At 73.4% G+C, this 23,185-nt stretch carries 4 protein-coding genes; all 4 read right to left on the reverse strand.

Features of this window, described 5'->3' with window-relative positions; translation table 11 throughout:
- Positions 1–35 precede the first annotated feature (35 nt).
- The 4 genes from ACFV46_RS13325 to ACFV46_RS13340 all read right to left on the reverse strand — a co-directional run bounded on the left by ACFV46_RS13325 (position 36) and on the right by ACFV46_RS13340 (position 23,179).
- Entirely contained in the window at positions 36–18,800 is an 18,765-nt protein-coding gene (locus ACFV46_RS13325) for a hypothetical protein (protein WP_385498171.1), read from the reverse strand.
- Between the two features lie 72 nt (positions 18,801–18,872).
- The gene (locus tag ACFV46_RS13330) at positions 18,873–19,247 is read right to left on the reverse strand and encodes a hypothetical protein (RefSeq protein ID WP_385498173.1); all 375 of its coding nucleotides are present in this window, start codon (positions 19,245–19,247) and stop codon (positions 18,873–18,875) included.
- Positions 19,247–19,702 (reverse strand): YbaB/EbfC family nucleoid-associated protein, encoded by a 456-nt coding sequence (locus tag ACFV46_RS13335; RefSeq protein ID WP_283288548.1) that lies wholly within the window; start codon positions 19,700–19,702, stop codon positions 19,247–19,249. Before ACFV46_RS13335 ends, ACFV46_RS13330 begins: the two co-directional genes overlap by 1 nt.
- 177 nt (positions 19,703–19,879) lie before the next feature.
- Positions 19,880–23,179, reverse strand: coding sequence for an AAWKG family protein (locus ACFV46_RS13340; RefSeq protein ID WP_385498174.1), 3,300 nt, complete (start codon positions 23,177–23,179; stop codon positions 19,880–19,882).
- Positions 23,180–23,185: the final 6 nt, after the last annotated feature.

The raw sequence follows: 23,185 nt of genomic DNA on the forward strand, positions 1-23,185 counted from the left end.
TCCCGCTCAAACCACGATCGGCGCGCCTGGGTCGGTCAGACCTGGCCGGTCTGCTGGATGCTGTCGCCGCGGTTGTTGATCGCGAGGTAGGTGCCGATGCGCCGGAAGTCGTTGATCACGCCGAACATGCTCTTGTCCGACGGGACGAGTGCCCGGAGCGGGGAGCCGGCCGGCAACCGGTCGAGGAGCGCCTGCTTGTAGGCGTTGAAGACCCTCGCCGTGTAGCCGGGCTCCGTCGCCGCGTTCATGCGGTGGTCGTTGGTCACCGCGATCGAGGCGAGGTCCATCAGGTAGCAGTCGATCAGGTCGGTGACGTCCCCGGACCGTGCGCCGTCCGCTCCGGCGGCCGCGTCCTGCTCCAGGATGACGGCCATCGCCACGACGATGTCGCGGTAGATCCCGTGCCGGGTGCTGCTGGGGAACGCGGCCATGATGTGGTCGGCCTGGCCGGCGCCCTCGGTGCTCATCGTGCGCGGTGTCTTCAGATCGGTCAGGCCGGGAACGGCGAGCGGGACGCCCGCGAACATCTTCTCCTCGTCGGGGATGTTCGTGTTCCGGGACGCGAGCGGGTGCAGACCGATCTCGTGGGCCAGCATCCCCATGATGTGGCCGATGTCGTACTTCTCGAAGTAGTAGCTCGCGAGATTGATGTCCACCCCGGCCTCGCCCCGGTCGATCACGTCGGCCGGCGTCTCCGTGGTGCGCAGATGCAGGGTGAGACGGCAGGGGCGCCCGCCGACGTACTCCCGGATCGTGTCGTGCCGGCGCAGCAGGTCCATGATCCGGACGGCCTTGGCGAGGTACCGGTCCTCGGTGAACTTCAGATTGGTGAAGGTGAAGTTCCCCGACGAGAACGGCACGTGGGTGGGCTCGGCCGGGGCGTTCGGGTCCTGCTGCATCCGCGCCGGGACCCCGTCGGCCGCCGCGGAGCCGACGCCCTGCTCGGGCAGGGAGACCGGGTCCACCCAGAGCGAGGTGTGCGGGACGGGTACGGCCGCGGCACGGGCCGCGTCCCAGGTCGGGGCGTCCGTCGTCGGGGCCGGCGTGACGTCCCCGATGAGGGCGCCGAGCAGGGCCAGGTGCCGGCCGCGGAGACCGCCGGCGGTGAGCGAGGAGTCCTCGGGGGGCTCGTTCGAGGCACCGAGGAGGCTTCCCGGCACATGCGGGCGGTGCGGGGACGCCGCGTCGCGGTACTCGTCACGCAGGCCCAGTTGGTGGGTGAGCTCATGGACGAGCTGGACCGGGTCGGCGTCGGCCCACCAGGTGTTCTGGTCCATCACCCGGTCGCGGCCCACCAGGTCCACGGTCAACTGCGGGCTCTCGGACGGGTCCACGTGCTCGACGGTGACGTGCAGGCGGTCCCCGTTGGGCAGACGGTGGGCGGGGGCGTTCAGGAACTCCCGCACACCCGCCGCGAGCCGTTCGCGTACCCGCGCGGCCTGGTCCCGCGGTCCCCGGATCGCCAGGCGCACGGTGAGGTCGGTGACCGGCTCCCCGTCGTAGGAGAAGCGGCGGGCGTCGAAGCCGGCCCGCACCACGAAGCGGGGACGGCCGTCGCGCGGGCGGGGTGTGACCGCGGAGGTCCGCTGCGGGGGCGGGTCCGTGCGCTGCGGCAGCCGGGGGCGCGCCTCGTCCCCGGTCAAGGGCTGCTGGATGCTGTCGCCGCGGTTGTTCGTCGCCAGGCTGGTGGCGAGCTGGGCGAAGTCGCGTACGACGCCGAACAGTCCCTTGTCGGCGGGCAGGAGGGGGCGGGCGGGGCTGTCCTCGGGCATGTGCTGGGCGAGCAGGGCCTTGTAGGCGTTGTAGACCTTGGCGGTGTTGCCGGGCTCCTTGGCGGCGTTCATCCGGTAGTCGCTGGTGATCGCGATGGACGCGACGTCCATGAGGTAGCAGTCGATGAGGTCCGTGACGTCCTTGGCCTTCGCGCCCTCCACGCCGTCCCGCGCGGCCAGGGCCATCAGGTCGGCCATCTTCAGGACGATGTCCCGGTAGATGCCGTGCCGGGTGCTGCTGGGGAAGGCCGCCATGATGTGGTCGGCCTGGCCCGCGTTGTCGGTGTTCATGGTGCGCGGGGTCCTCAGTTCGGCCAGGCCGGGCACGGGGAGCGGGATGCCGCGGAACATCGCCTCCTCATCCGGGATGTCCCGGTTGCGGGAGGCGAGCGGGTGCAGGCCGATCTCGTGGGCCAGCATCCCCATGACGTAGCCGATGTCGTACTTCTCGAAGTAGTAGCTGGCGAGGTTGATCTGCACGCCGTCGTCGCCCAGGTCACGTACGTCGGCGGGGGTTTCCGTGGTGCGCAGGTGCAGGGTGATGCGGCAGGGGCGCCCGCCGATGTAGTCCCGGATCGTCGGGTGGTCTCCGAGCAGTTCGATGATGCGCACGGCCTTGTCGCGGTACCGCTCGTTCGTGTGCTTGAGGTTGGTGAACTCGAAGTTGCCGGACTTGAAGGGCGTGAGGGTGCCGTCCTGCGGCATGCGGGCGGGCACGCCGGTGCCTGTGCCGGCCGGCCGGGTCCTGGGCAGCGAGACCGGGTCCACCCAGACCGACCGGCGGGTGACCGGTGCGGTGCCGGCACGCGCCGCGTCCCAGGTCCGCTCCTCGTCCTCGGGCTGAGGGCTGGGGGTCACGGGGCCGACGAGCGCGCCGAGCAGGGCCAGATGCCGTCCTCGGAGGCCGGCGGGGGTGAGGGAGGCGTCGTCGGGCCGTTCGTCCAGCGCGCCGAGGAGGCTGCCGGGGATGTGGGGGCGGTGCGGCGCGTCGGCGTCGCGGTACTCGTCGCGCAGGCCCAGTTGATGGGTGAGCTCGTGGACGAGGTGGACCGGGTCGGCGTCCGCCCACCAGGTGTTCTGGTCCATCACCCGGTCGCGCCCGGCGAGGTCCACGGTCAGGTGCGGGGAATCCTCCGGCCGGACGAGTTCGACGGTGACGTGCAGCCGGTCGCCGTTGGGGAGCCGGTGGCCGGGGTTGTTCAGGAACTCGTGCACGCCCGCGGTCAGCCGGTCGTACACCTGGGCCGTCCGGGCGTCGGTGCCGCGCAGCGCGACGCGGACGGTGAGGTCGGTGACCGGTTCGCCGTCGTAGGAGAAGCGGCGTGCGTCGAAGCCGGAGCGCACCACGAAGCGGGGGCGGTTGTCGCGTCGCCGCTGTGGCGTGACGGTCGGCGGCGGGGCCGTGCCGGTGCCTGCCTGAGGAAGGCGCGGGCGGGCCTCGTCGGCGGTGGTGCCGGCGGTCTGGATGCTGTCGCCCTGGTTGTTGAACGCGAGGCTGGTGCCGAGACCGAGGAAGTTTCCGGTGACGTTGTACCAGCTCTTGTTCGCGGGCAGCAGCGGCCGTACGGGGCTGCCGTCCGGCAGCTGCGCGACGAACATCTCCTTGTAGGCGTTGTAGACCTTCGCCGTGTAGCGCGGCTCCCAGGCCGCGTCCTTGCGGCGGTCGTTGGTGACAGCGATGGTCGCCAGGTCCATGAGGTACGTGTCGATCAGGTCGGTGACGTCCTTGGCCTTCGCGCCCTCCTCGCCCGCCTGGACGTCCTGCGCCAGCACGGTCGCCATCCTCACCACGATGTCGCGGTAGATCCCGTGCCGGGTGCTGCTGGGGAACGCGGCCATGATGTGGTCGGCCTGGCCGGCGCCCTCGGTGCTCATCGTGCGCGGTGTCTTCAGATCGGTCAGGCCGGGAACGGCGAGCGGGACGCCCGCGAACATCTCCTCCTCGTCGGGGATGTTCGTGTTCCGGGACGCGAGCGGGTGCAGACCGATCTCGTGGGCCAGCATCCCCATGATGTGGCCGATGTCGTACTTCTCGAAGTAGTAGCTCGCGAGATTGATGTCCACCCCGGCCTCGCCCCGGTCGATCACGTCGGCCGGCGTCTCCGTGGTGCGCAGATGCAGGGTGATACGGCAGGGGCGCCCGCCGACGTACTCCCGGATCGTGTCGTGCCGGCGCAGCAGGTCGATGATGCGGACGGCCTTGTCACGGTAGGTCTCGTCGGTGTGCTTGAGGTTGGTGAACTCGTAGGTGCCCGACCGGAACGGGGTGATGGCCGCGTCCTGCGGCATGCGCGCCGGGACCTGCTCCGGGCCGGTCCGGGGCAGGGAGACGGGGTCGACCCAGACCGACCGCCGAGTGACGGGCGTGGCGGCCGCTCGCGCCGCGTCCCATGTCCGGCTCTCCTGCTGCGGCTGGGGCGTCACCTCGCCGATCAGGGCGCTGAGCAGCGCCAGGTGCCGGTCGCGGAGGCCGGCGGCGGTGAGCGAGGCGTCCTCGGGCGGTTCGTCCAGGGCGCCGAGGAGGCTGCCCGGGACGTGGGGGCGGTGGGGGGAGTCGGCGTCCCGGTACTCGTCACGCAGGCCGAGCTGATGGGTGAGCTCGTGGACGAGGTGGGCCGGCGACGCGTCCGCCCACCAGGTCGTCTGGTCCATCGCCCGGTCGCGGCCGGCGAGATCCACGGTGAGGTGGGGTGAGTCGTCCGCGTCCACGTGCTCGACGGTCACATGCAGGCGGTCACCCTCGGCCAGCCGGTAGGCCGGGTCGTTCAGCAACTGCCGTACGCCCTCGTCCAGTCGGCGGCGTACGTGCTCGGTCTGGGCCTTCGGGCCCCGGATCGCCAGGCGCACCGTGAGGTCGGTGACCGGCTCGCCCCCGTACGAGAAGCGGCGGGCGTCGAAGCCGGAACGCACCACGAAGCGGGGCCGGTGGTCGCGCGGGCCGCGCGGGATGGGCGGGGTGGCGGTGGGCTCGTCCGGACCGGCCGGCGCGGTCCGCGGCAGCCGCGGGGACGTGCCGGGCACCGGGGAGCCGGGCAGGTCGTCGGTGTCCATGGCCTCGTCGCCGGACTCGTACTCGGACGAGGACCCGGCGGGGTACTGCTCGTGCGTCCCCTCGGTCCGCTCGCCCTGGAGGACGCCGCCCTGGTCCAGGTAGGCGCCGATGTCCTCCGCGTTGTCCCTGATGTGCTGCACCAGCCGCGGCCGTTCCCGCATCCACTGGGGCATGCGCCAGCCGGGGAAGAACATGCCGTGGGTCCCGGACGCCTGGACGCGGTGTCCGAGCGGGCGCCCGATGTGCTCGTTGACCGCCTGGTAGGCGAGGTCGCAGGAGGCGCAGGCCATCTTGAACCCGCCCAGGGGCAGCGTCCGCGGCGCGTCCGGGTCGCCGGGGTTGTTCTCCCAGTGGGCGACCCAGTGCCCGAGGAGGGTGAGTTCACCGTGCTCGGAGCCGTGTTCCCCGGGTGCCGGGGTGCCGTCCCGGCCCGCCACGTTGAGGATGCGCGGGTTCGCCAGCGCCCGCTTGACGAGGTCGAGTTCGGGTGATTCGGGGTGGTAGAGGCGGTACCAGCCGGTGGCCAGCGCCCGCAGCTTCGTACGGTCCCGGACGTCTCGTGCGACAGCGGGTCGTCTGCGGGCCAGCCACCGCTCGTCGCGCCTCCACTGCTGCCGCTCCCCCGCCAGTCGCCGCTGCTCCTGCTCGGCGGCCGTCTCGTCCGCCAGGAGCGTCTGCCACTGCTGCTCCAGGGTGCCGTCCCACTCCCCCGTGTCGTACTGCTCCTCCAGTCGCGTCCGCAGGCGCGCCTGTTCGGCGGTCCGGTCGGCGAGGTCGCGCTCCTCCTGGTCCAGGCGGGCCGCCCACCGCCGGTGGGACTCCTCGTCCTTGGACCATTGCTCCAGCTCCCGCACCCGCTGGGTGCCGCCCGGCTCCTGACCGGTGACGAACCAGCGCAGCTCCTGCTCGACCAGGGCGGCCTCGTCGGCGGTGAGCGCCTTCGCCCCGGTGTTGCCGGCGATGCCGAGCGAACCGTCCGGCAGGACGGTGACGGCGATGTGCGGGGTGACTTGGGCGTCGGCCTGGCGGTCCGGCTTGCGGAGCACCTCCTTCACCAGACGGGCGACCCGGTCCAGCATCCGCAGCGTCACCTCGCGGTCCCGCTCGGACGCGCCGGGCGGCCTCGTCTGCGTGAAGGGAACCCCGGTCCCGAGGCCGAGTGCCCCCCGCAGCACCTCGTACTCCTCGGACGACAGCCGGCCGGCCTGCTCCACCTGGTCCAGGGCCTCGGGCACCCCGATCCCCGTGTGCTCGGTGAACGCGCTGTCGAACGCCACGTCGGGGAGGCCGCCGAGTCGTGCGTTGCGCCGCCGGACCAGGTCCAGCAGGGCGTCGGCCCTCAGTTCGGGCTCCTCCAGCAGAGTGGCGAACTCGACCGCGAACGGGTGCTCCGGGCCCGCCTCGACGGCCTCCTGCTCGCTCTCGGATCCGGAGTCGAGGTCCATCTCGACGTCCGAGTCCGCTCCCGACAGCGTGTGGAGGTCGTACGCCTCCTCCTCGCCGGGCAGGCCCGGGAGGTCGCCGTCGGTCCGCGACGGGGACGGCGGGGCGGTGGCCGGGTCCGGGCTCGGGCTCGGTGCGGGGGCCGGGGTGCGCGGGAGCAGCGGGACGAAGTCGCCACCGCGGCGCCGGAGCCGAAGGTGCGGGCCCGCCTCGCCGGAGGGGCCGGGGTAGGTGTGGGCGGTGCCGTTCTCCTCGACGAGCGTGACGGTGGTGCCGGTCGCCGCGGCGGCCCACTCGGCGACCGCGCGGTCGGCACCGGGTCCCCAGGGGGCCTCGGCGAGATGGCGGCGCAGGTGGCCGTCGCGGGCGTCCTGGCTCGGCGCGGGCGCGCCGGGGCGGACGACGAGGGGCGGCGGTGCGAAGAGCGTGTCGCGCTCGGCGCGGGAGCCGGGCAGGCCGTTCAGGCGCATCAGCTGCGCGGGCGGCATGTCGGCGCGCCGGCGCAGGCGGCCCGCCTCGTGACGGTCCGGTCCGGGCTGCCCGGCCGCGTGGTGCAGGGCGGTGGAGAGCGCGGCGAAGAAACCGTTGCCGCGACCGGTGGGCGTGCCCTGGGTGTAGGTGGCGCCGTCCGGTGCGGTGAGGACGCCGTCGCGGGCGAGACGGTAGCGCGGGCGGGTGCTCTCGGCGGGTGGGTGCCAGGGCGGGGTGGTGTGGCTGCGGTGCGCGGGGGCGGAGTCCGCGATCTCGTCGTCCGGGGCGGTGCCGGAGGGGGTCGCCGTCGTCGGCAGCGCGGTGGCGACCGGGGCCGGGGAGCCGGGCGGGAGGGCGGCGTGGAAGTAGCCGTCGGCGGCGAGGAGGACGGGGTCGGTGGCCGGGTCGACGGCGGCCGGGTCGGTGCCGTGCGGGAGGAAGCGCTGTGCGCGGCCCCCGCCGGTCACGACGGTCAGCGGGGTGCCGAGGAGCCGCGCGGCGAGGGCGGGCAGCAGGTCGGCGCCGCCGTGGTCGCCGGCGCGGCGTTCCGGCGGGGCGGGGTGTGCGGTGTCCGCCCCCGCGGTGCCGGCCTGCGGCGGCTCGACGGCGAAGGGCCGGAGCAGGGCGGCGGTGGCGAGGGCCACGCGTTGCCCCGGGGTCGGCCAGAGCGTCAGCGGGAGCCGGCCGAACGCGTCGAACTCGGCCTGCTGGGCGGGGGTCAGCCGCACGCCCGCGAAGTCGAGCTCCTCCTGGGTGAAGGTGTCCGCGACGTCGAGCGCGAGGGTGTCGAGCAGGTCCTCGTTGCGGCTCTCGCCGAGTTCCCAGGCGAGACGGTTGCGGGCGGCCCGGACGGCGCGTTCGGTGATCGCCGGATCTCCGGGAGCGGCGGTGAACCGGGCCGCGAGGCCGGTGCCCAGGAGGTGGGGCAGCCGGCCGCGGTCCTGGGCGACGGCGATCAGCGCGTGGAAGAACGAGGCGCCGTCGTGCGGCATCTCGTGCACCTCGCGCGCCGGCGTGCCGTCCGGCGGGGTGAGGGTGCGCGGGGCGGAGTCGGTGGCGTCGGTGATCCGGTACGGCGCGGGCGCCTCGGAGCGCCACGCCGGCTCGGTGTGCTCCTGCGCCCGGTCCGGCACCGGGACGGAGGCGCGGCCCTGGTGGTGGGCGGTGAGCCGGGAGGCCGCGAGGTGCAGACGGTGGTGGTCCGCGGCGGCGGAGTCGGTGTGCGCCTGCCAGCGGCGGACCTCCTCGCGGGCGGCCTGCCAGGCGGCGACGGCCGGGGACTGGGCCATGGCCTCGGGCAGGACGGTCGGCCGGTCGGGGTCGTCGTCGCCGAGCGCCGTCTGCTCCTGCGCGGTCAGGGCGAGCCAGGTCTCCCGGGCCCGGGCCCGGGCGTCGTAGTAGCCCTTCTCCGCCGCGGCGAGGTCGCCGGCGGCCTTGGCCATGGCGTCCCAGGCCGCGCCGACCTCGTCGGGGAACGTGGTGTCGTCCAGGAGGCCGTAGTCGCGGGCGATGTCCTCGCGCAGCCAGACCAGGGCGGTGGTCTCGGCCTCGGCGGCGCGTGGGCCGCGCTTGGCCTTGCCGAGGGCCTGCAGGGGGCGGCTGTCGGTGAAGTGGTGGTCCACCTCGGCCACGGTCAGCCAGCTCACCGGGATCGCGAAGAGCATGCTGCGGTCGGTGACGACCTTCAGATGGGTGCCGAGGGTGGTGTCGACGGTTCCCTTGAGGGCGGTGCCGTCGTTCGCGCCGCCGATCGGGACCGAGGCGCCCGGGTTGGTGACGCCCGCGTTGCTGTTGCCCGCGAGCGGCGAGGTGCCGACCATGCCCTCGACGTTGTCGGTGATGCCGGCCTCCAGCGCGTCGGAGGTCTTCGACCGCTGCATGGCCTCCATGCGCGGCTTGTTCTCGACGGCGAGGAGCCGGGCGCCGCCCCGGTGCATCCTCGCGTAGAGGCGGGAGTCGGCGGTGTGGGACTGGCCGAAGAGACGGGCGGATGCCTGGGCGGGGAGCTGTGAGCCGTGCGCGCCGAGGGCCTCCCGGAAGCCGGCGGTGAGGCCGACCTGGGTGGTGGCCTCCTGCTGGGCCTGCGCCGGGGCGGTGCCGGGTCCGGTGAGCGGGGTGAGGCGCGCCATGCGCACGCGTTCGGTGAGGACGTGGCCGGTGTGGCGGCGGCCGAGGTCGCCGTCGCCGAGGCCGTCGGCGCGGGCGGTGGCGAGGGTCAGGGCGTCCTGCACGTTGGCAGCGCCCCGGATGTCCACGGCGAGGATGCCGGAGCCTATGCGGTCGTCGAAGGGCAGCACGTCCGGGTCGGCCCGGCCGGTGCCGTCGTCGCCGGTGCGCCAGGCGGCGACGCCCTGCGGGCGGGCCTGTTCGGCGGTCAGCATCGTCACGGCGCGCTCGGGTTCGGGCACGTCCTCCTCGGTGAGCATGCCGTCGGTGCCGTCGTCGGTGGGGGTGAGCAGGCCGGCCGGGACGATCTCGTTGAGGGTGCCGACCGACGCCACGGCGCGCGGGGACAGCGGTTCGCCGGTCGCGTCGGTCATGGTGACGGTCAGGACGTAGCTGGTGACGATCTCGGCGTGGACCTGGGTGGTGGCGATGTTCGGCATCGAGGTGGTGCCGGTGGTCTCCGTCCGGGTGGCGGCACGCCGCTTGGCGGCGGTGCCCTGGAGGGAGGGGTTGGCGAGGAGGATTCCGCTCTCGGCCGCGCGCTGGCCCCCGGAGAGGGTGACGTCGGCGCCTCTGTCCTGGGAGCTGCTGCCGGAGTCGTCGCGGGCGGTGGTGCGGTAGTCCTCCAACTCGAAGCCGGTGCGCAGCCGTTCCACGGTGGTGGTGACCGGGGTCAGTCTGAACCGGACCTGTGCGGGGCTGCCGCCGACCGGCAGACGGCTGGGGTCGCGCCAGGTGCGGTGGCGCACCGGCAGCGTCATTCCGTCGGTGGTCAGCTCATGCAGATGGGCGCGCAGGAAGTCCGGGGAGAGCCGCTGGAGGACCTGTTCCCGGTCGTGCGAGGGGACGCCGATCCTCGTCATGCGCTCCATGAGCTGCCGGGCGGCATGACTGGCGTCGAGCTGGCCGCTGGGGTGACCGGGGAAGCGGCGGCCGCGCAGGAAGGGGGGCACGCGGTAGCCGCGGCCGAGATTGCGCGGGGTGGTGGTGCCCAGGCCGTCCGGGGCGAGCCCGGCCTCGATGACGTCCTGCATGGGCAGGTGGAACATCACCGCGTCGCGCACCCGGTGCAGTGCGGCGGCGGCGCGGCGCGGGGCGAGTGCGCGCCCGAGGCGCCCGGACAGCCGTCCGGCGGCCGTGCTGATCGCGGTCCCGGCGCGGGTGCCCACCGTGCCCATCGCCGCCGTCCAGCGGTCCCGTACGGCGACGGTCTCGGCGGCGTCGGCGACGACCAGGTACATCCGGCCCGCGTAGGTGAGGGTCGTGTTCCGCCCCCGGGTCAGGGTCTGGACGACGCTGCGGCCCTTGCCCCAGGCGTACTGGAGCGCGGTCGAGTAGGAGCCCACGACGGCCGGCCCGCCGGGCGCCTGCTGGAGCGGCATGTCGGCGCCCTGGACGCCAAGGGTGGTGCGCGACACGGTGCTCGCGCTGCCGGCCACGCGGTGCTCGTTGCCGATGGTCGCTTCGAGGCTGGCCGCCTTCGGATCGCTCCTGACCCGCAGGTTCTCCAGTTCGCCGCGGACGGCGGCCTTGAGGTAGTGCGTCTGGAGCGGTCCGGCACCGTTGAGCCCGGTGACGCGGGAGCCGAACGGGCCCAGGTACTGGCCGAGTTGACCGGCCACGTGGAGGTCGGCCATGGCCCGCCGCAGTGCGCTGCGCACCGGCGCGCCGGGCGCGCTGACATGCCAGGAGGTGCCGGAGGCGCGGTCCGCGGTGTCCTGCATCAGCCGCTGGCGCCGGGCGCCGCCCTCGGTGCTGAGCACCACGTGCGGGGCGCGCAGCAGCTTGCGGACGAGCCGTTGCCCCGCCGACTCCGTCCTCGGCAACGGGCGGGTGCCGTCGAGGAGTTGGTCGGCCTCGACGGCGGAGAGCCGTACGGGTGCGGCCGCCGGCGCCGGTCCGGCGGCCGGCCGGTCGGCGGGCGCGTACCGGTCGGAGCCGTGCGCGGCGGGCACGGCGAGCTCGACGCGCCCCACGGTCTCGCTGCCCCGATGGAACAGCGGGCGCTCCTCGACCTTGCTGACGAAGACGCTTGCGCCGAGGAGGCCGAGCGAGACGAGCCGGGCCCAGCCGCGCGGGCGCCGGTGGCCTTCGAAGGAGGCACCCAGTTCCACCTGGTAGCTGTAGAGGTCGGCGCCGTTCTGGAACGTCAGGTGGTCGTGGGTGACCGCGGCCGTGCTGCGGGTGCCCTTCTGTTCGGTCCTGGCGTAGCGGGCCCCCACGGAGACGTTGCCGGTCTGGCGGGGCAGCCCCGCCTCGGGCACCTTGTCGTGGTCGCGCGGGGACACGCCCACCTCGAGGCCGGCGGACAGGGTGGTGGACGCCTGCTGGCTCTGCCCGGACACCTCGGTGCCGATCACCGCGTTGCGCAGCGAGCGCTCGCTCATGGTGGTCTCGAAGCGGCGGTCGGTGAGTCTCGCGCGCAGGATCAGCGTGTGGTGGCCGCGGCGCACCTTGCCGTCCTCGGTGAGGGTGACCGGCACGCCGGTGGTGGTCAGGTCGTCCAGACTCTGGGCCAGGGTGGGCCGGTTGAGCGCCTCGCGGACCTGCCGGTCGTTGTGCAGCGCGGTCCGCATCCTGCCGTCGCCGTACCAGAAGCGCGCCAGCCGCGGGTGCCGCAGCATCGACGGCGGGACGAAGAGGGAAGGGTAGGAGCGGTGCAGCGTGTCGAGGACGGTGTCGGCGAAGACGCGCAGCGGGTCCGGTGCGACGGCGGGCCCGGCGTCGTTCTGGGTCCGGTTCGGCGGCTGCGTCTGTCCGCCCGGCACCGCGCTGCCCGCGTGGTCGGGGCGGAAGCCCTCGGCGCGGACCTGCCCGCCGAGGTGCACCGGGTCCTCCCGGGTGAGGTACCAGGGCACCGGAGGCTCGGCGTCCGGGTGAGGGCCGGTCCGTCCGGGCGTGCGGCTGTCCCAGCCGGCGAGGCGGCGTGCGTCCTGGGTGGAGATCCAGTCCAGGCTGACCACGCGCACCGGACGGGCCGCGGACGCCGGCTCGCCGGCCTTGCGCACCATGAGGGTGCGCTCCACCCGGTAGAGCGCTACCGGCTGGTTGCGCAGCCGTCCGGTGGTCTTGCGGGCCGCGTCCGTGCCGAGATGGTGGCCGCGCCCGGAGCTGAGGTCCGCGCGGACCAGTGGCCCGCCCTGGAGGCGTACGTCGGTCTCCGGACCGGCGAAGGTGTGGTTCGGGCCCGCGGTGATCTGGATGCCGAAGCGGGTGTCGCGGACGTGGCCTCGCTCGTTCTGGTACGTGGTCTGCGTGAGGTCGCGCAGCTCCGCCTTGACCGACTCGGCGACCAGGGTGGCGCGGTGCGGGATCGACCGCTCGACGACGAGGTGCCCCAGCGGACGCAGCGCGCTCCCCCGTGTCAGCTCGGGTCCGCTGACCGGCCCGGCGAACCGGCCGAACAGGGCGAGCAACCGTCCGGGACGGACGTACGAGACGAGGGTGCGGTGCGCCGAACTGCCGGGCCGGGCACCGGACAGGGCGAGCGCGACGTCCTCGGGCGGATCCACGAGGTGCAGTCCGGTGGTGTCCGTCATCCGCGGCTCGGTGCCGTCCGGGAAGGTGAGCGTCCGCGGGGCCCGGCGGGGTCCGCCGAACGGCACGGTGAGGTCGTCGGGCAGACGCCAGCTCAGGCCGTCCCGCATGGCGAAGTGCGCGGTGTGCACCTGGGTGCGCCGCCAGTTCGGTCCTGTCGCGGGCGAGCCGGCCCCGCCCGGCGCCTTGGGTGCCTCGGTGACGCGCTCGACCCGTACCCGGTAGTGGACGTCGTCCAGGTGCAGGTGCGAGCCCTCGTGGGCGCGGTGCTCGGTCTGGTCGTACGCCTGGGTGCCCAGGGAGTAGTCGGTACGGCGGGTCCAGCCCAGTGAGACACCGATCTTCACCAGCCAGTTGAGCGGCGGGCCCATGCTCAGCGCGGCGGCGATCCGGCGTCCGTGGCCGACACTGCGCCCGCCGCCCGTGCCCGCCTGGCCGCGCCGCATGGTGTCCACGCGGGTGGTGCCGCCGTGCACGTCGGAGAAGCGTTCCCAGCGGTGGTACGGGATGGCCTCGACGGTCATCTCATGGCCGACGCCGGACTTCTCCCGGCCCACGAGGCGTGCGCCGCGCGGGGCGGTGAAGGCGCCGGGCTGGTCGGTCAGCAGGCGCAGCAGTTCGGCCTCGTCGAACTGGTCGCGCAGCTTCTTCGGCAGACGCCCGAGGATCTCCTCGGCGACCTGCTCGGGCGAGCGCAGGGTGAGCACGCCGGGACCCGCGAAGAGGCCGGTCGGCCGGCTTCGGCGGGTGGCGTCCGGGCGGGGCGCCGGGGCGGAGCCGTCCGGGGCGGGGTCGGCGCCCGGGTCGATGAGGACGGTGGGTATCCGGCTGCCGTCCTCGAAGGTGACGGTGCGGGGTGGCGGCCCCGGTGGGCGGGCGTCCGGTCCGGTGAGCAGGCGGGCCGGGCGGTGCCGTTCGAGCTGTGTCTCCAGCGGTACCGGCTCGCCCCGGTCGGGCGCCTCGGTGGCCGGGCTGTCGAGGTCGGTGACCCCGCCCATGCCGCGCAGCCACTCGGCGAAGGGGTCGTCGCCCTCCGGCTCACCGGAGGCCGGAGCCCCGGGCGTCGTGACGGTCTCGGGCACGGGAGCGAGCGGAGCGGTGGCCGGGATCAGGGCGTCGTAGTGGTCGGTGCCGTTGTAGGCCAGGTGCAGGGTGCCGCCGCGGCCGCCCGGATGCAGGGGCGTGACGAGGGTGGCGCCCGGCGTGTGCGGGTCGGCCTGCACGAGGCGCAGGTCGAGGTCGAGGGTGTGGGCCAGCGCCTGCGGGAGCACGTCGGCGAAGGGAGAGGCCCAGAGCCCGGCGTGTTCGGCCGCCGCGGCGACGAGTCCGTCGGTCCCGAGCCGTCGTGCCTCGTCCGGGGTGGGCGCGATCTCGGCGAGCTGCGGATAGCCGCTGTTCCTGAGGATGCGCCGCCACCGCCGGGCGTCGCCACCCTCGACGACGGCCTGAGCGATGCCGTTCCAGCGCTGGGTGATCCTGCGCTGCGCGTCGGGGTCGCGCACCCCGGCGAGCGCGGTCATGCGCAGGTCGTCCACCACGGCGAGCACCGGGTCCGGGGTGGCCTCGGCGACCGCGGCGGCCAGTTCGGAGCCGGCGATCCGGTCGCGCAGCAGGCCGCGCAGCCCGGCGACGTCGCGCGCGGCCCACGCGGGCGGGACGTCCTGGCCGCGCGCGCTGTCGAGCAGGGCCCGGAACAGGCAGTTCCCGCCGCCCGGTGTGTCCAGCCGCCGGAAGGTCCGGCCGTCCGCCCGTACGCCGCCCCCGCTCGTGGTGACCTTGCTGAGCAGGGTCAGGTCTTCGGCGAGGCTCTCCGGACGGCTCGGCGCCGGAGCGAGGTCGGGTCTGCGCCGGGCGAGTTCGGCGGTGTCCTCGGCGCTCAGGGCCAGTTCGGCGAGCGGCAGCGGAGTGCTGGAGAGCGACCAGGTGATCCGCGCGGACGGCGCGTAGGTCAGCCCGCGCACGTCGTCCGGGGAGACCAGGGTGTCCGGCGGGAGCGCGGGAGGTGGCGGGGGCAGCAGGGCGTCGAGCGTCGTGTCCGGTCCGGCGGTGTCGCGCAGTTCGGCCGCGGCGCGCAGGAAGTCGGTGTACTGGTCCGGCGTCGGTCCGGTCGCCGGGTCGACGGCGACGCCGGGCCGGTCGCCGACCATCCGGCGCAGCAGGTCCGGTGTCATCCGGCCGTCGCCGTAGCGGGCCGCCGTGTCGGGGTTCAGCCAGCGCAGACCGTCGACGTACGCGAGCGCGGCGAGCAACCGCCTGTTCTCCGGCCGCTGTTCGGCGTCCGGACCGAGGGCGTCGCGCAGGGTGCGGATCTGCTGGAGGGTACGGGCCCGGGCGAAGGCGTCGGCGGGACCGGGGCCCGCGTGCAGACCGGCATCGCGGGCGAGAGCGTCGAGGTCGGCGCCGCCGGGCTCCGGGGTGAACAACCGCCAGCGGCCCGGGCCTTCGGCGTCCTCGGTGAGCACCGCACGGACGTCGCCGTTCCCGTCCCGGGCGGTGCCGACCTCGGTGGTCGGCGCGTACACGGGCCGTCCGGTGCGGTTCGCCACATGCTGGGCCACCGGCAGCCCCGCCACCCGCGGCTGCCGCCCGGTCTCGCAGGAGAACAGCACGAGGGGCCGCGCCCGGTCGCCGTCCCGCGCCCAGGACTTGAGCACCTCCCCGAGCTGCACACCGCTGACCTTGACGGCGGGGTGTGCGGCGTCGTGGGTGCCGAGTGTGACGGTGCGCGGGGTGCCGTGCCCCACGAAGTAGTCGGCTCCCTCGTCGGTGCCCGCGCCGGGCAGGGCCGCCCGTGGGCCGGTGAACACCGTGCGGGCCGGACCGGTGGGGGCCGGACCCGACGTGGTGCGCACCCCGCGGAAGGTGTCCTGGTCGAGCAGCGCCCGACGGCCCGTGCCCCGCGGCGTTCCGTCGTCGGCGGGGTCCTGCGAGATGGTCAGTGTCCGTACGGCCTGCCCCGCCCGCGGTTGCACGGCCGACTCGGGCACCCAGCGGCGCAGCTGGGCCAGCGGGACCGTGTGGCCGTCCAGGGTGGTGACCACGGCCTGCCGGTCCGGGGTGCCGTCGTCACCGACGGTTCCCTCGTGCCCGGGTCCCTCCATGGGCCGCACGATGACGCGTCCTCGCGGTGGCCGGGCCACGGGTGTGTCCGGGGACGCGGGGGGAGGCGGGGGCGGGGTGCCGCCGGCCCCGGGTCCGCGCCCGCCGCCGGTGCCGGGTGCGTTGCCGCCGGTTCCTTCGGTCTGCCCGGACTCCAGGTGCAGGTCGGTGGCCGTCTCCGTCCAGGGGCGGGACAGAGTGGAGAACTTCGCCGCCGCGGGGACGCCGGAGGCGGCGGGATCGGGGGCGGTTCGCTTGCCGCGCGGAGGTGTCGCGGACTCCGTGGGCACCTTCTCGGGCGGCGGGGCGGTGGTGGTGCGCACCGGGCCGCCGTCGGCGCTCGCGGCGGTCGCGGCGCTCGTGGCGCTCGTGGCGGTGCTCTCGGTGGCGGGGCGGGGTGCGGGGCCGAGCGCGTCGGCGAGCGGCAGGAGGATGTCCGCGCCGGGGAAGGCGGTCTCGGTGGTGACCGTGCCCGCCGTGATGCCGTCCGGCGTCGGGAGGGAGTTCGTGAGCGGACGCACGCGGACCGGCGCGCCCGGGCCCTCCCGGGTCAGCTCGACCGCGCTGCGGGTCGGGCGCCCCGTCCCGTCGGACGTGACCGCCGGCCCCAGCACGACGGCGCGGTCGGCCCCGGCGCGGTCCAGCAGGCCGGACGCCTCCGGGGAACCCTCCCCGGGCGGCTGCGTCTCCGACACGACGATCGTCAGCGGCGGGTTCTGGGACGCGTCGCCGGTGTCGGCGTAGGACCCCGTGGTGCTCACCTTCGGCGGAGCGCCGCCGAGGTCGGCGTCCGGGGCGGGGGCCTGGTCGGAGGACGAGACAGACCCGGCCGCGGAGGCGGTCTCCTGGGAGGAGGTGCTCCCCGAGGACACGGTGCTGTCCGGGAAGGGCGTGGTCTCCTGCGAGGCGGAGGCTTGCGAGGTCACGGAGGGCTGCGCGGAGCCGTCCTGAACGAGGTGCGGGCCGTCCTGCACCGCCGTGCCGTCCTGCACGAGGTGAGGGCCGTCCTGCACCGCCGTGCCGTCCTGCACGAGGTGAGGGCCGTCCTGCACCGCCGTGCCGTCCTGCGCGAGGTGAGGGCCGTCCTGCACCGCCGTGCCGTCCTGCGCGAGGTGAGGGCCGTCCTGCACCGCCGTGCCGTCCTGCGCGAGGTGATGGCCGTCCTGCACCGCCGTGCCGTCCTGCGCGGCGTGTTGGTCGTCGGACACCGTCGAGGTGTCCGAGGTGCGCGCGCCCTGGGACTGCGAGCCGGAAGGAGTCTGGGCGCCGGAAGAAGTCTGGGCCCCGGGGGCAGTCTGAGAGCCGGGGGCATTCTGGGTGCCCCCTGGCGCCGGCGCGCCACCGGGCCGCGCGCCGCCGGTGCCTGCGGTGGGCGCCTGCTGGGCGCCGTTGGACGCGACGGGGCTGCCGCCGGTCTGAGCCGGGGCCTCCCGCCCCGCCATTCCGTCGGTGTCGTCCTGGACGATCCCGTTCGAGCCGATGGGGACGTCGACGCCCGGCGACCCCGTCCCGCCGGCCGTGTCCTCCACCGCCGTCGCCGTACCGAAGCCGTCCAGGGCCCGCCGGACCTCGTCGGCGGCGATCTGGACCGCGGGCCCTTCCCCGAGCGGCACCACCCGGACCTCGGGCACGTGCGCGAGGGCGCCGTGGAGCGTGTCGCGGACGTCGATCTCCGCGATGCCGGGATGCTGAGCGCCGCGCAGGGCGGCGATGTCGTGCAGGGCCTGCTCGCGGACGTCGGCGGGGCCGTTGTGGACCTGCTGCCATAGCGCGTTCTCGGCGGCCGTCGCAGGCAGCGGGCCCGGGGAGTACGCCGGGGGGTCCTGGGAGGTGTAGGGCGGGGGGTCCGCACTCGTGTACGGCGGCGGGCTGTCCCCGGTACGGACCGGCGGGGGTGTGCGCGTGTAGCCGGTGTCGCCCGTGAGGTCCGGTTCCGGGGCCCCGCCGGTGCGGCCCGGCCCGTCGCCGTCCCGGGTGCCCGAGGAGTCGTCGGTGTCGCGGGTGCCGGTGTCCCGGGTGTCGCCGCCGGTGGAGACGGTGGGCGGCTGGTGGCGCAACTTGTCGATGACATGGCGCAGTTCGGCACCGCTGTTCAAGGCGGTGTCGGTGAGTGTGGCCTCGACCTGGCTGCTGATGCCCGCGCCGACGAAGGTCGACCAGCTGGTGGACCAGTCGCCGTCGAAGGCGCCCTTGATCAGGATCTCCGCGAGCGCCTCACCGGCGCCGGCAGCCAGGAAGTCGGACGTGCCCTTGATGCCGTAGTGCCCGGCCAGTGCGCCGGGACGGTCGGCGTTGTCGCGCAGGATCCGGCTGTTGCGCCACAGGTTCGGGTTGTTCCGGAAGGAGAGCGGGTTGTCGTTCCGGAAGGTCCGCGGCGGGGTGTGCGGGGCGCCGCCCGGGCCGTTCGCGTTCGGGCCGGGGTCCGGCCGGTCCTTGGGGGTGGGGCCGGGGTCCGGCTTGGGGCCGGAGCCGGGGTTCTTGAACTCGGGGTTCGGGATGTTCTTGAGGTTGGGGTTGGGCTTGAAGTCGAGGTCCGGCCCCTGCTTGAGGAAGTTGGTGTCGAAGCTCCTGACGATCTTCTTCGCGATGTCGTCGAAGATGCTGGTGAGGAAGCCCGCGGCGGCGCCGAACGCGGCCGACTTCAGGATGTCGCCCCAGTCGAAGCCGTCGGGGCGGCGGCCGTTCGGGGCGAAGTTCATCATCGCCAGCCGCACCGCGAAGGTGGTGAACGCCTCGGCGAACGCCTCCGTCAGCGAGGGCGCCAGATGCAGACGCTGGAGCAGGTGGCTGAGCGTGGTGAGGATGAGGAAGCGGCTGCGCAGCTTGGCCATCATGATCTGGCTGGCCGAGGCGCCGCCGGTGAAGAAGGACATCGCCAGGTAGATGGCGATCTCGATGAGCAGCCGGATCACCTCGGCGATGACCTGCCACTTGGACTCCATGATGTCCATGGAGGTCTTGCGCCGGCCCTCGGCGATCTTGTCGAGCTGTTCGGCGAACTCGCGCAGGTAGTTCTTGCCGCCGTCGTCGATGAGCATGCCCATCGCCTTGGCGTACGACTTCGACAGGTCGTCCGGCATCACCTCGGCGATGTCGTGGATGGACTTGTCGATCAGCGAGGACAGCCGGTCCACCTTGCGGCCCAGACCGGAGTAGGGCCGCCGGCTCTCGTAGGCGAGGTCCTCGTCGGCGTCGATGAGCTTCTCGCCGGTGAGGATGAAGATCATCGCGTTGACCTCGGGCGATGCCTTGATGCTCATCGGCCGCCGTCCCGGGGGCAGGACGGAGCGGCCGCTCCCGGCGTGGTGCGGGAGCGGCCGGCGGTGCGCGGATCAGCGACGGCCATGCCCACCCGGGCCGTCGCCGTTCAGGCCGTCGGTCTCGATGCGCCTGTCGACCCGCTCGATGTCCTCGATGTGGCGGTCGCGGGTGTCCTTCATCATCCGGACCTGGCTGACCGTGGCGTCGGTGATGCCCACGACCGCGTCGCGGATGGACAGCATCGTCTCCTTGGTGGTCTGACGTTCCTTCTGCTCCTGGGGCTTGGCCTTCTCGGCGAACTCGCCCGCCGTGCCGGGCCAGGTGACCGTGGGCGCCAGGTCGTCGAGGAACTCCTCGGTGATGTTCCTGGCCAGGGTGCCGATCTCCTCGAGCTGCCTGGCCAGGGCCTCGATACGGGCCGGATCGGCGTAGTACCGCTGTCCCATCAGTCCTCCCCGTCCTCGCCGAGCGCGTCCCGCCAAGCGGGGGTGGCCCCGCTGTCGCGGCTCGTGTCCTCGTCGTCGTCGCGGAGCACCTCGGGTCCGAAGATCCGCTCCCAGTCCAGCTCGAAGCCCTTCAACTCCGGGATGCCGCTGCTGGGTTCGGTGAAGGGAGCCATCGCCTTCATCACATGGCGGTTCATCTTCAGGCGCGCCGCGTTCGCCGCCTCCAGAACGCTGGCCGCCAGCTCCTGGGGCGACATGTCGCGGTACTTGTTCTCCAGGAACTCGATCCCGGACAGCTCGCCCTGCGGGCCCACCGTGGCGCGGACCGCGCGGTCGGAGGAGACCACCGCGAACGACGCCTGCCGCAGCTCGCGTTCGGTGCGTGCCACCGCCTCCTGGGCGGCCTGGAGCTCGGCCATCGCCTTCTCGAGGCGCTTCTCCAGCGGTTCCGTCACGCCTGCTCCTTCCTTCCCCGTCGGTCGCCGTGTGCGCCCGGTCGTGCCCCGCGTCCGTCAACTGCCCGGCGGTCCGTCAACTGCCCTGCTGATCTTGCCCCGTGAGTCCCCCGCGGCGGAAGCGGGGGCAGGGTGTGATGCGTCTCCGTGTGGCGCCCCGGCCGCGCTCGACGAGGCTCACCGTCCGATGACGGCGGGTGTGCCGCCTTCTTCGGTGCCCCACACGTCGGCGTCCTCCTCCAGGTAGTCGGAGCTGGTGACCCTGCCGCGGCCGGGCTGCGTCTCCTCCTCCGGGGAGTCGCCCCCGGTGGTCGCCACTCGGGAGGCGGGGGCGAGGAAGGTGTCGTCGTCCTCCTGGCGGTTCCACGGGCTGCGCCGGCGGCGGTTGCGGCGTTCGCTCTCCTCGGCCGCGTCGACCAGGACGGCGCGCACCCGCTCACCGTTGCCCTTGTCTCCGCCCGCTCCCATGCCCCCGGCGCCCATGCCGCCCATCGGCATACCGGGGCTGCCGGGCATGCCGGGAGCTCCCGGGGCTCCGGCGGCCGGGGCGAGCGGTGTGCCCGCGTTGTCGGTGGCGCCGTCCGAGAGGGGCTCCGCCAGGGCCGCGCCGGAGCCGTCCGCGGTGACATGGCTCTCCCCGATGCCGCCACCGGATGCCCCGTCGGCCGCTCCGCCGCCGACACCCAGGTCGGAGAGGGACAGGTCCTGTACGGAGGTACCTCCTCCGGTGTCGCGGAGGCCGCCGCTCTCCAGATCGCCGAGGCCGTCGAGGAGGTCCGAGGTGTCCCGGCCTCCGGACGTGTTGAGATCGTGCAGGTCGATCCGCTCGGTGTTGCCCTGCGGATCGGTGACGGTGGCGATGCCGGTGTCCGGGTCGATGACCTGCTTGCTGCCGTCGGGGAACTCCGTGGTCAGCATGCCGTTGTCGAGGCTGGTCCGGGAGCCGTCCGGGTTGTTCACCGTCGCACCGTGGGTGAGGTCGGTGGTGGTCGTGGTGCCGTCCGCGTCCGTGCTGGTGAGCAGGCCGCTGTCCGGGTCGAAGCTGATCCTGCTGCCGTCGCGGAAGGTGGTGGCGATGTCGCCGTCGCTGAGCTGGGTGCTGCCGCCGGTCGGGGTCTCCAGGCCGCCGCCGTCGCTGTTGAGGTCGCCCAGGTCGCCGAGGTCGGTCTCCGACTGGGTGGGCAGGTCGGAGTCGATGTCTCCCAGGTCCGCGTTGACGCCGCTGTTGAGATCGCCCAGGTCGCCGAGGTCCTGAGTGGTCGTGGTGCCGTCCGGGTCGGTGGTGGTGACCTGGCCGGTCGAGGGGTCGACGGTCTGGACGCTGCCGTCGGGGAAGGTGGTCGTCAGCCTGCCGTCATCGCCGAGGCTGGTGACCGAGCCGTCGGGGTTGGTCACCCTGGTGCCGTCCCCGAGGTCCTGCGTGGTGACGCTGCCGTCCGGGTGGGTGGTGGTGAGCACCCCGCTGTCCGGGTCGAAGCTGGTGCTGCTGCCGTCCGGGAAGTCGGTGGTGAGTTTGCCGTCGTCGAGCTGGGTCGTGCCGCCGCCGGGCGTCTTGACCGGACCGCCGCCCGCGTTCAGGCCGCCGAGGTTGCCCAGGTTCTGGGTGATCGCGTCGTCGACCGCGTTGTTCGCGTTGGTCGCGTTGTTCGAGCCGCCCGCTCCCGTGTTCACCGCACCGAGGTTGCCCAGGTTGGTGATGCCGGGGGGCGGGGTGGACGTGAAGGCCTCCTGGTCGCCGCCCTGGGCGTTCACGTCACCCAGGTCACCGAGGCTCTCGGTGACCGGGTTGTTCTGGTTGAGCAGGTCGTCGAGGCCGTCGAGGCTCTGCTGGGTGACGCTGTTCGGGTCGTTGATGCCCCCGAGGCTCTCCTCCATGGCCTTGGCCTGCTCCTCGGCCAGGCGCTTGGCCTCCTCCTGCTCGCGCCGCTGCTCCTCGCGCAACTCGTCCTGGTACTTCTTGTCCTCTTCGCGCTGCTGGTTCTGCTCGTTGCGCAGCTCGTCCTGGAGCCGCTTGTCCTCTTCGCGCTGGCGGTTCTGCTCCTCGCGCAGCTCGTCCTGGTACTTCTTGTCCTCCTCCCGCTGGCGGTTCTGCTCCTCGCGGAGCTCGTCCTGGTACTTGCGGTCCTCCTCGCGCTGACGCTCCTGCTCGGCGCGCAGCTCGTCCTGGTACCGGCGGTTCTCCTCGTTCTGCCGGTTGATCTCCTCCTGCTCCTCCTTGGCCTTCTTCTCCTCGTACTCCTCCGAGGCGGTGCTCGTCGACTTCGGCTTGGGCACGTTGCCGGAGAAGTCGCCACCGAGGTCCAGGAAGTGGTTGTTCAGGTTCGACTGCACCTCGGCGGCCGGCTTGCCCAGGTACTCGTTGACGCCCTGGCTCCAGATCTTGACGGCCGCGTCACCCACCTTCGCCCAGTTCGCGATGTCGGTGAGGTCGCCGTACTCGGGGTGCACCTGGGTGAAGCCGGCCTGCGGGCTGTGGCTGACGGTCGTGGAGTAGCGGGTGGTGTAGGACTTGATGTCCGTCTTGGCCACGTTGTTCGCGTCCACCCACTGGGCGAGGTCGTCCAGGACGTAGCGAAGGACCTGGTGGGGGTCGTAGTACGGCGACTTGGCCCAGGCGAGCCATGCCTCCAGCAGCTTGTTCGCGGCGTCCTCGAGGTACTTGCGGCCCAGTGACAGGGCGCGCGAGTACACGGTGCCGCCGGTCCCTTCGCCGGCCGTGGGGCTCTCGTCGAAGGTCTCGACGTAACTGTCGTAGTTCTCGCGGATCTTCTTCAGAAGGCTGCGGAAGACCTCCGCGGCCTCGCCCTTCCAGCTCGCGTCGTCCCGTCCGAAGCGGTCCTCCCAGTCCTTCAGCACGACCGCGTGGTCCCTGAAGAACTTGGCGGCGAAGTCGAAGGACTCCCCGGTGGTGTTGAAGGAGTTCAGGTCCACGACGTCGGCCCCGGGCACGCCCAGGTTGCTGAACCGGGCGTCCGCGGTGTTGCCGCCCAGGAGGGCGAGGAGCGCCGCCCGCGGCCCGTTCATGTACCGGGCGAGCGGGATCGTGCTCATCTTGTCCTTGTTGTAGTCCGTGAACTCGTTGCCCTCACGGACCTGCGCGTCGTGGACGTTGTCCGATCCGGGACTGGCGAAGATGATCTCCTCGCCCGCCTTCACCCGGCCCTCGAAGACGATCCGGGCCTGCATGATCGAGCGCTTCTTACCGCTGTCGAAGAACCAGATGTCGTAGTCCTCGCCCTTGTTCGTCAGGAACCCGGAGTCCTTGACGAGCAGGCTGAGGCTGCGCTCCTTGATGTCCATCCGGAACAGCTTGCCGCCGTGCTCGGAACGGAGGGAGTCGAAGATCGTGTTGCGGTCGGGGACCGGATAGCCGGTGATGTGGGTGACCAGAGTGGCCCAGGTGTCGGTCGACGGGTCGCCGGCGCTGTCGAACTTGTCGAGATTGGCGACGGAGTTGGGATCGTACCGATCTGCCACCGGTGG

Origin of the sequence: Streptomyces sp. NPDC059852, assembly GCF_042731455.1 — a bacterium.
GTDB lineage: Bacteria > Actinomycetota > Actinomycetes > Streptomycetales > Streptomycetaceae > Streptomyces.

What these genes read in the sequence shown, in the direction of transcription:
- ACFV46_RS13325 (WP_385498171.1), bottom strand. Translation starts at nt 18,800, where the DNA reads ATGAGCATCAAGGCATCGCCCGAGGTCAACGCGATGATCTTCATCCTC.
- ACFV46_RS13330 (WP_385498173.1), bottom strand. Translation starts at nt 19,247, where the DNA reads ATGGGACAGCGGTACTACGCCGATCCGGCCCGTATCGAGGCCCTGGCC.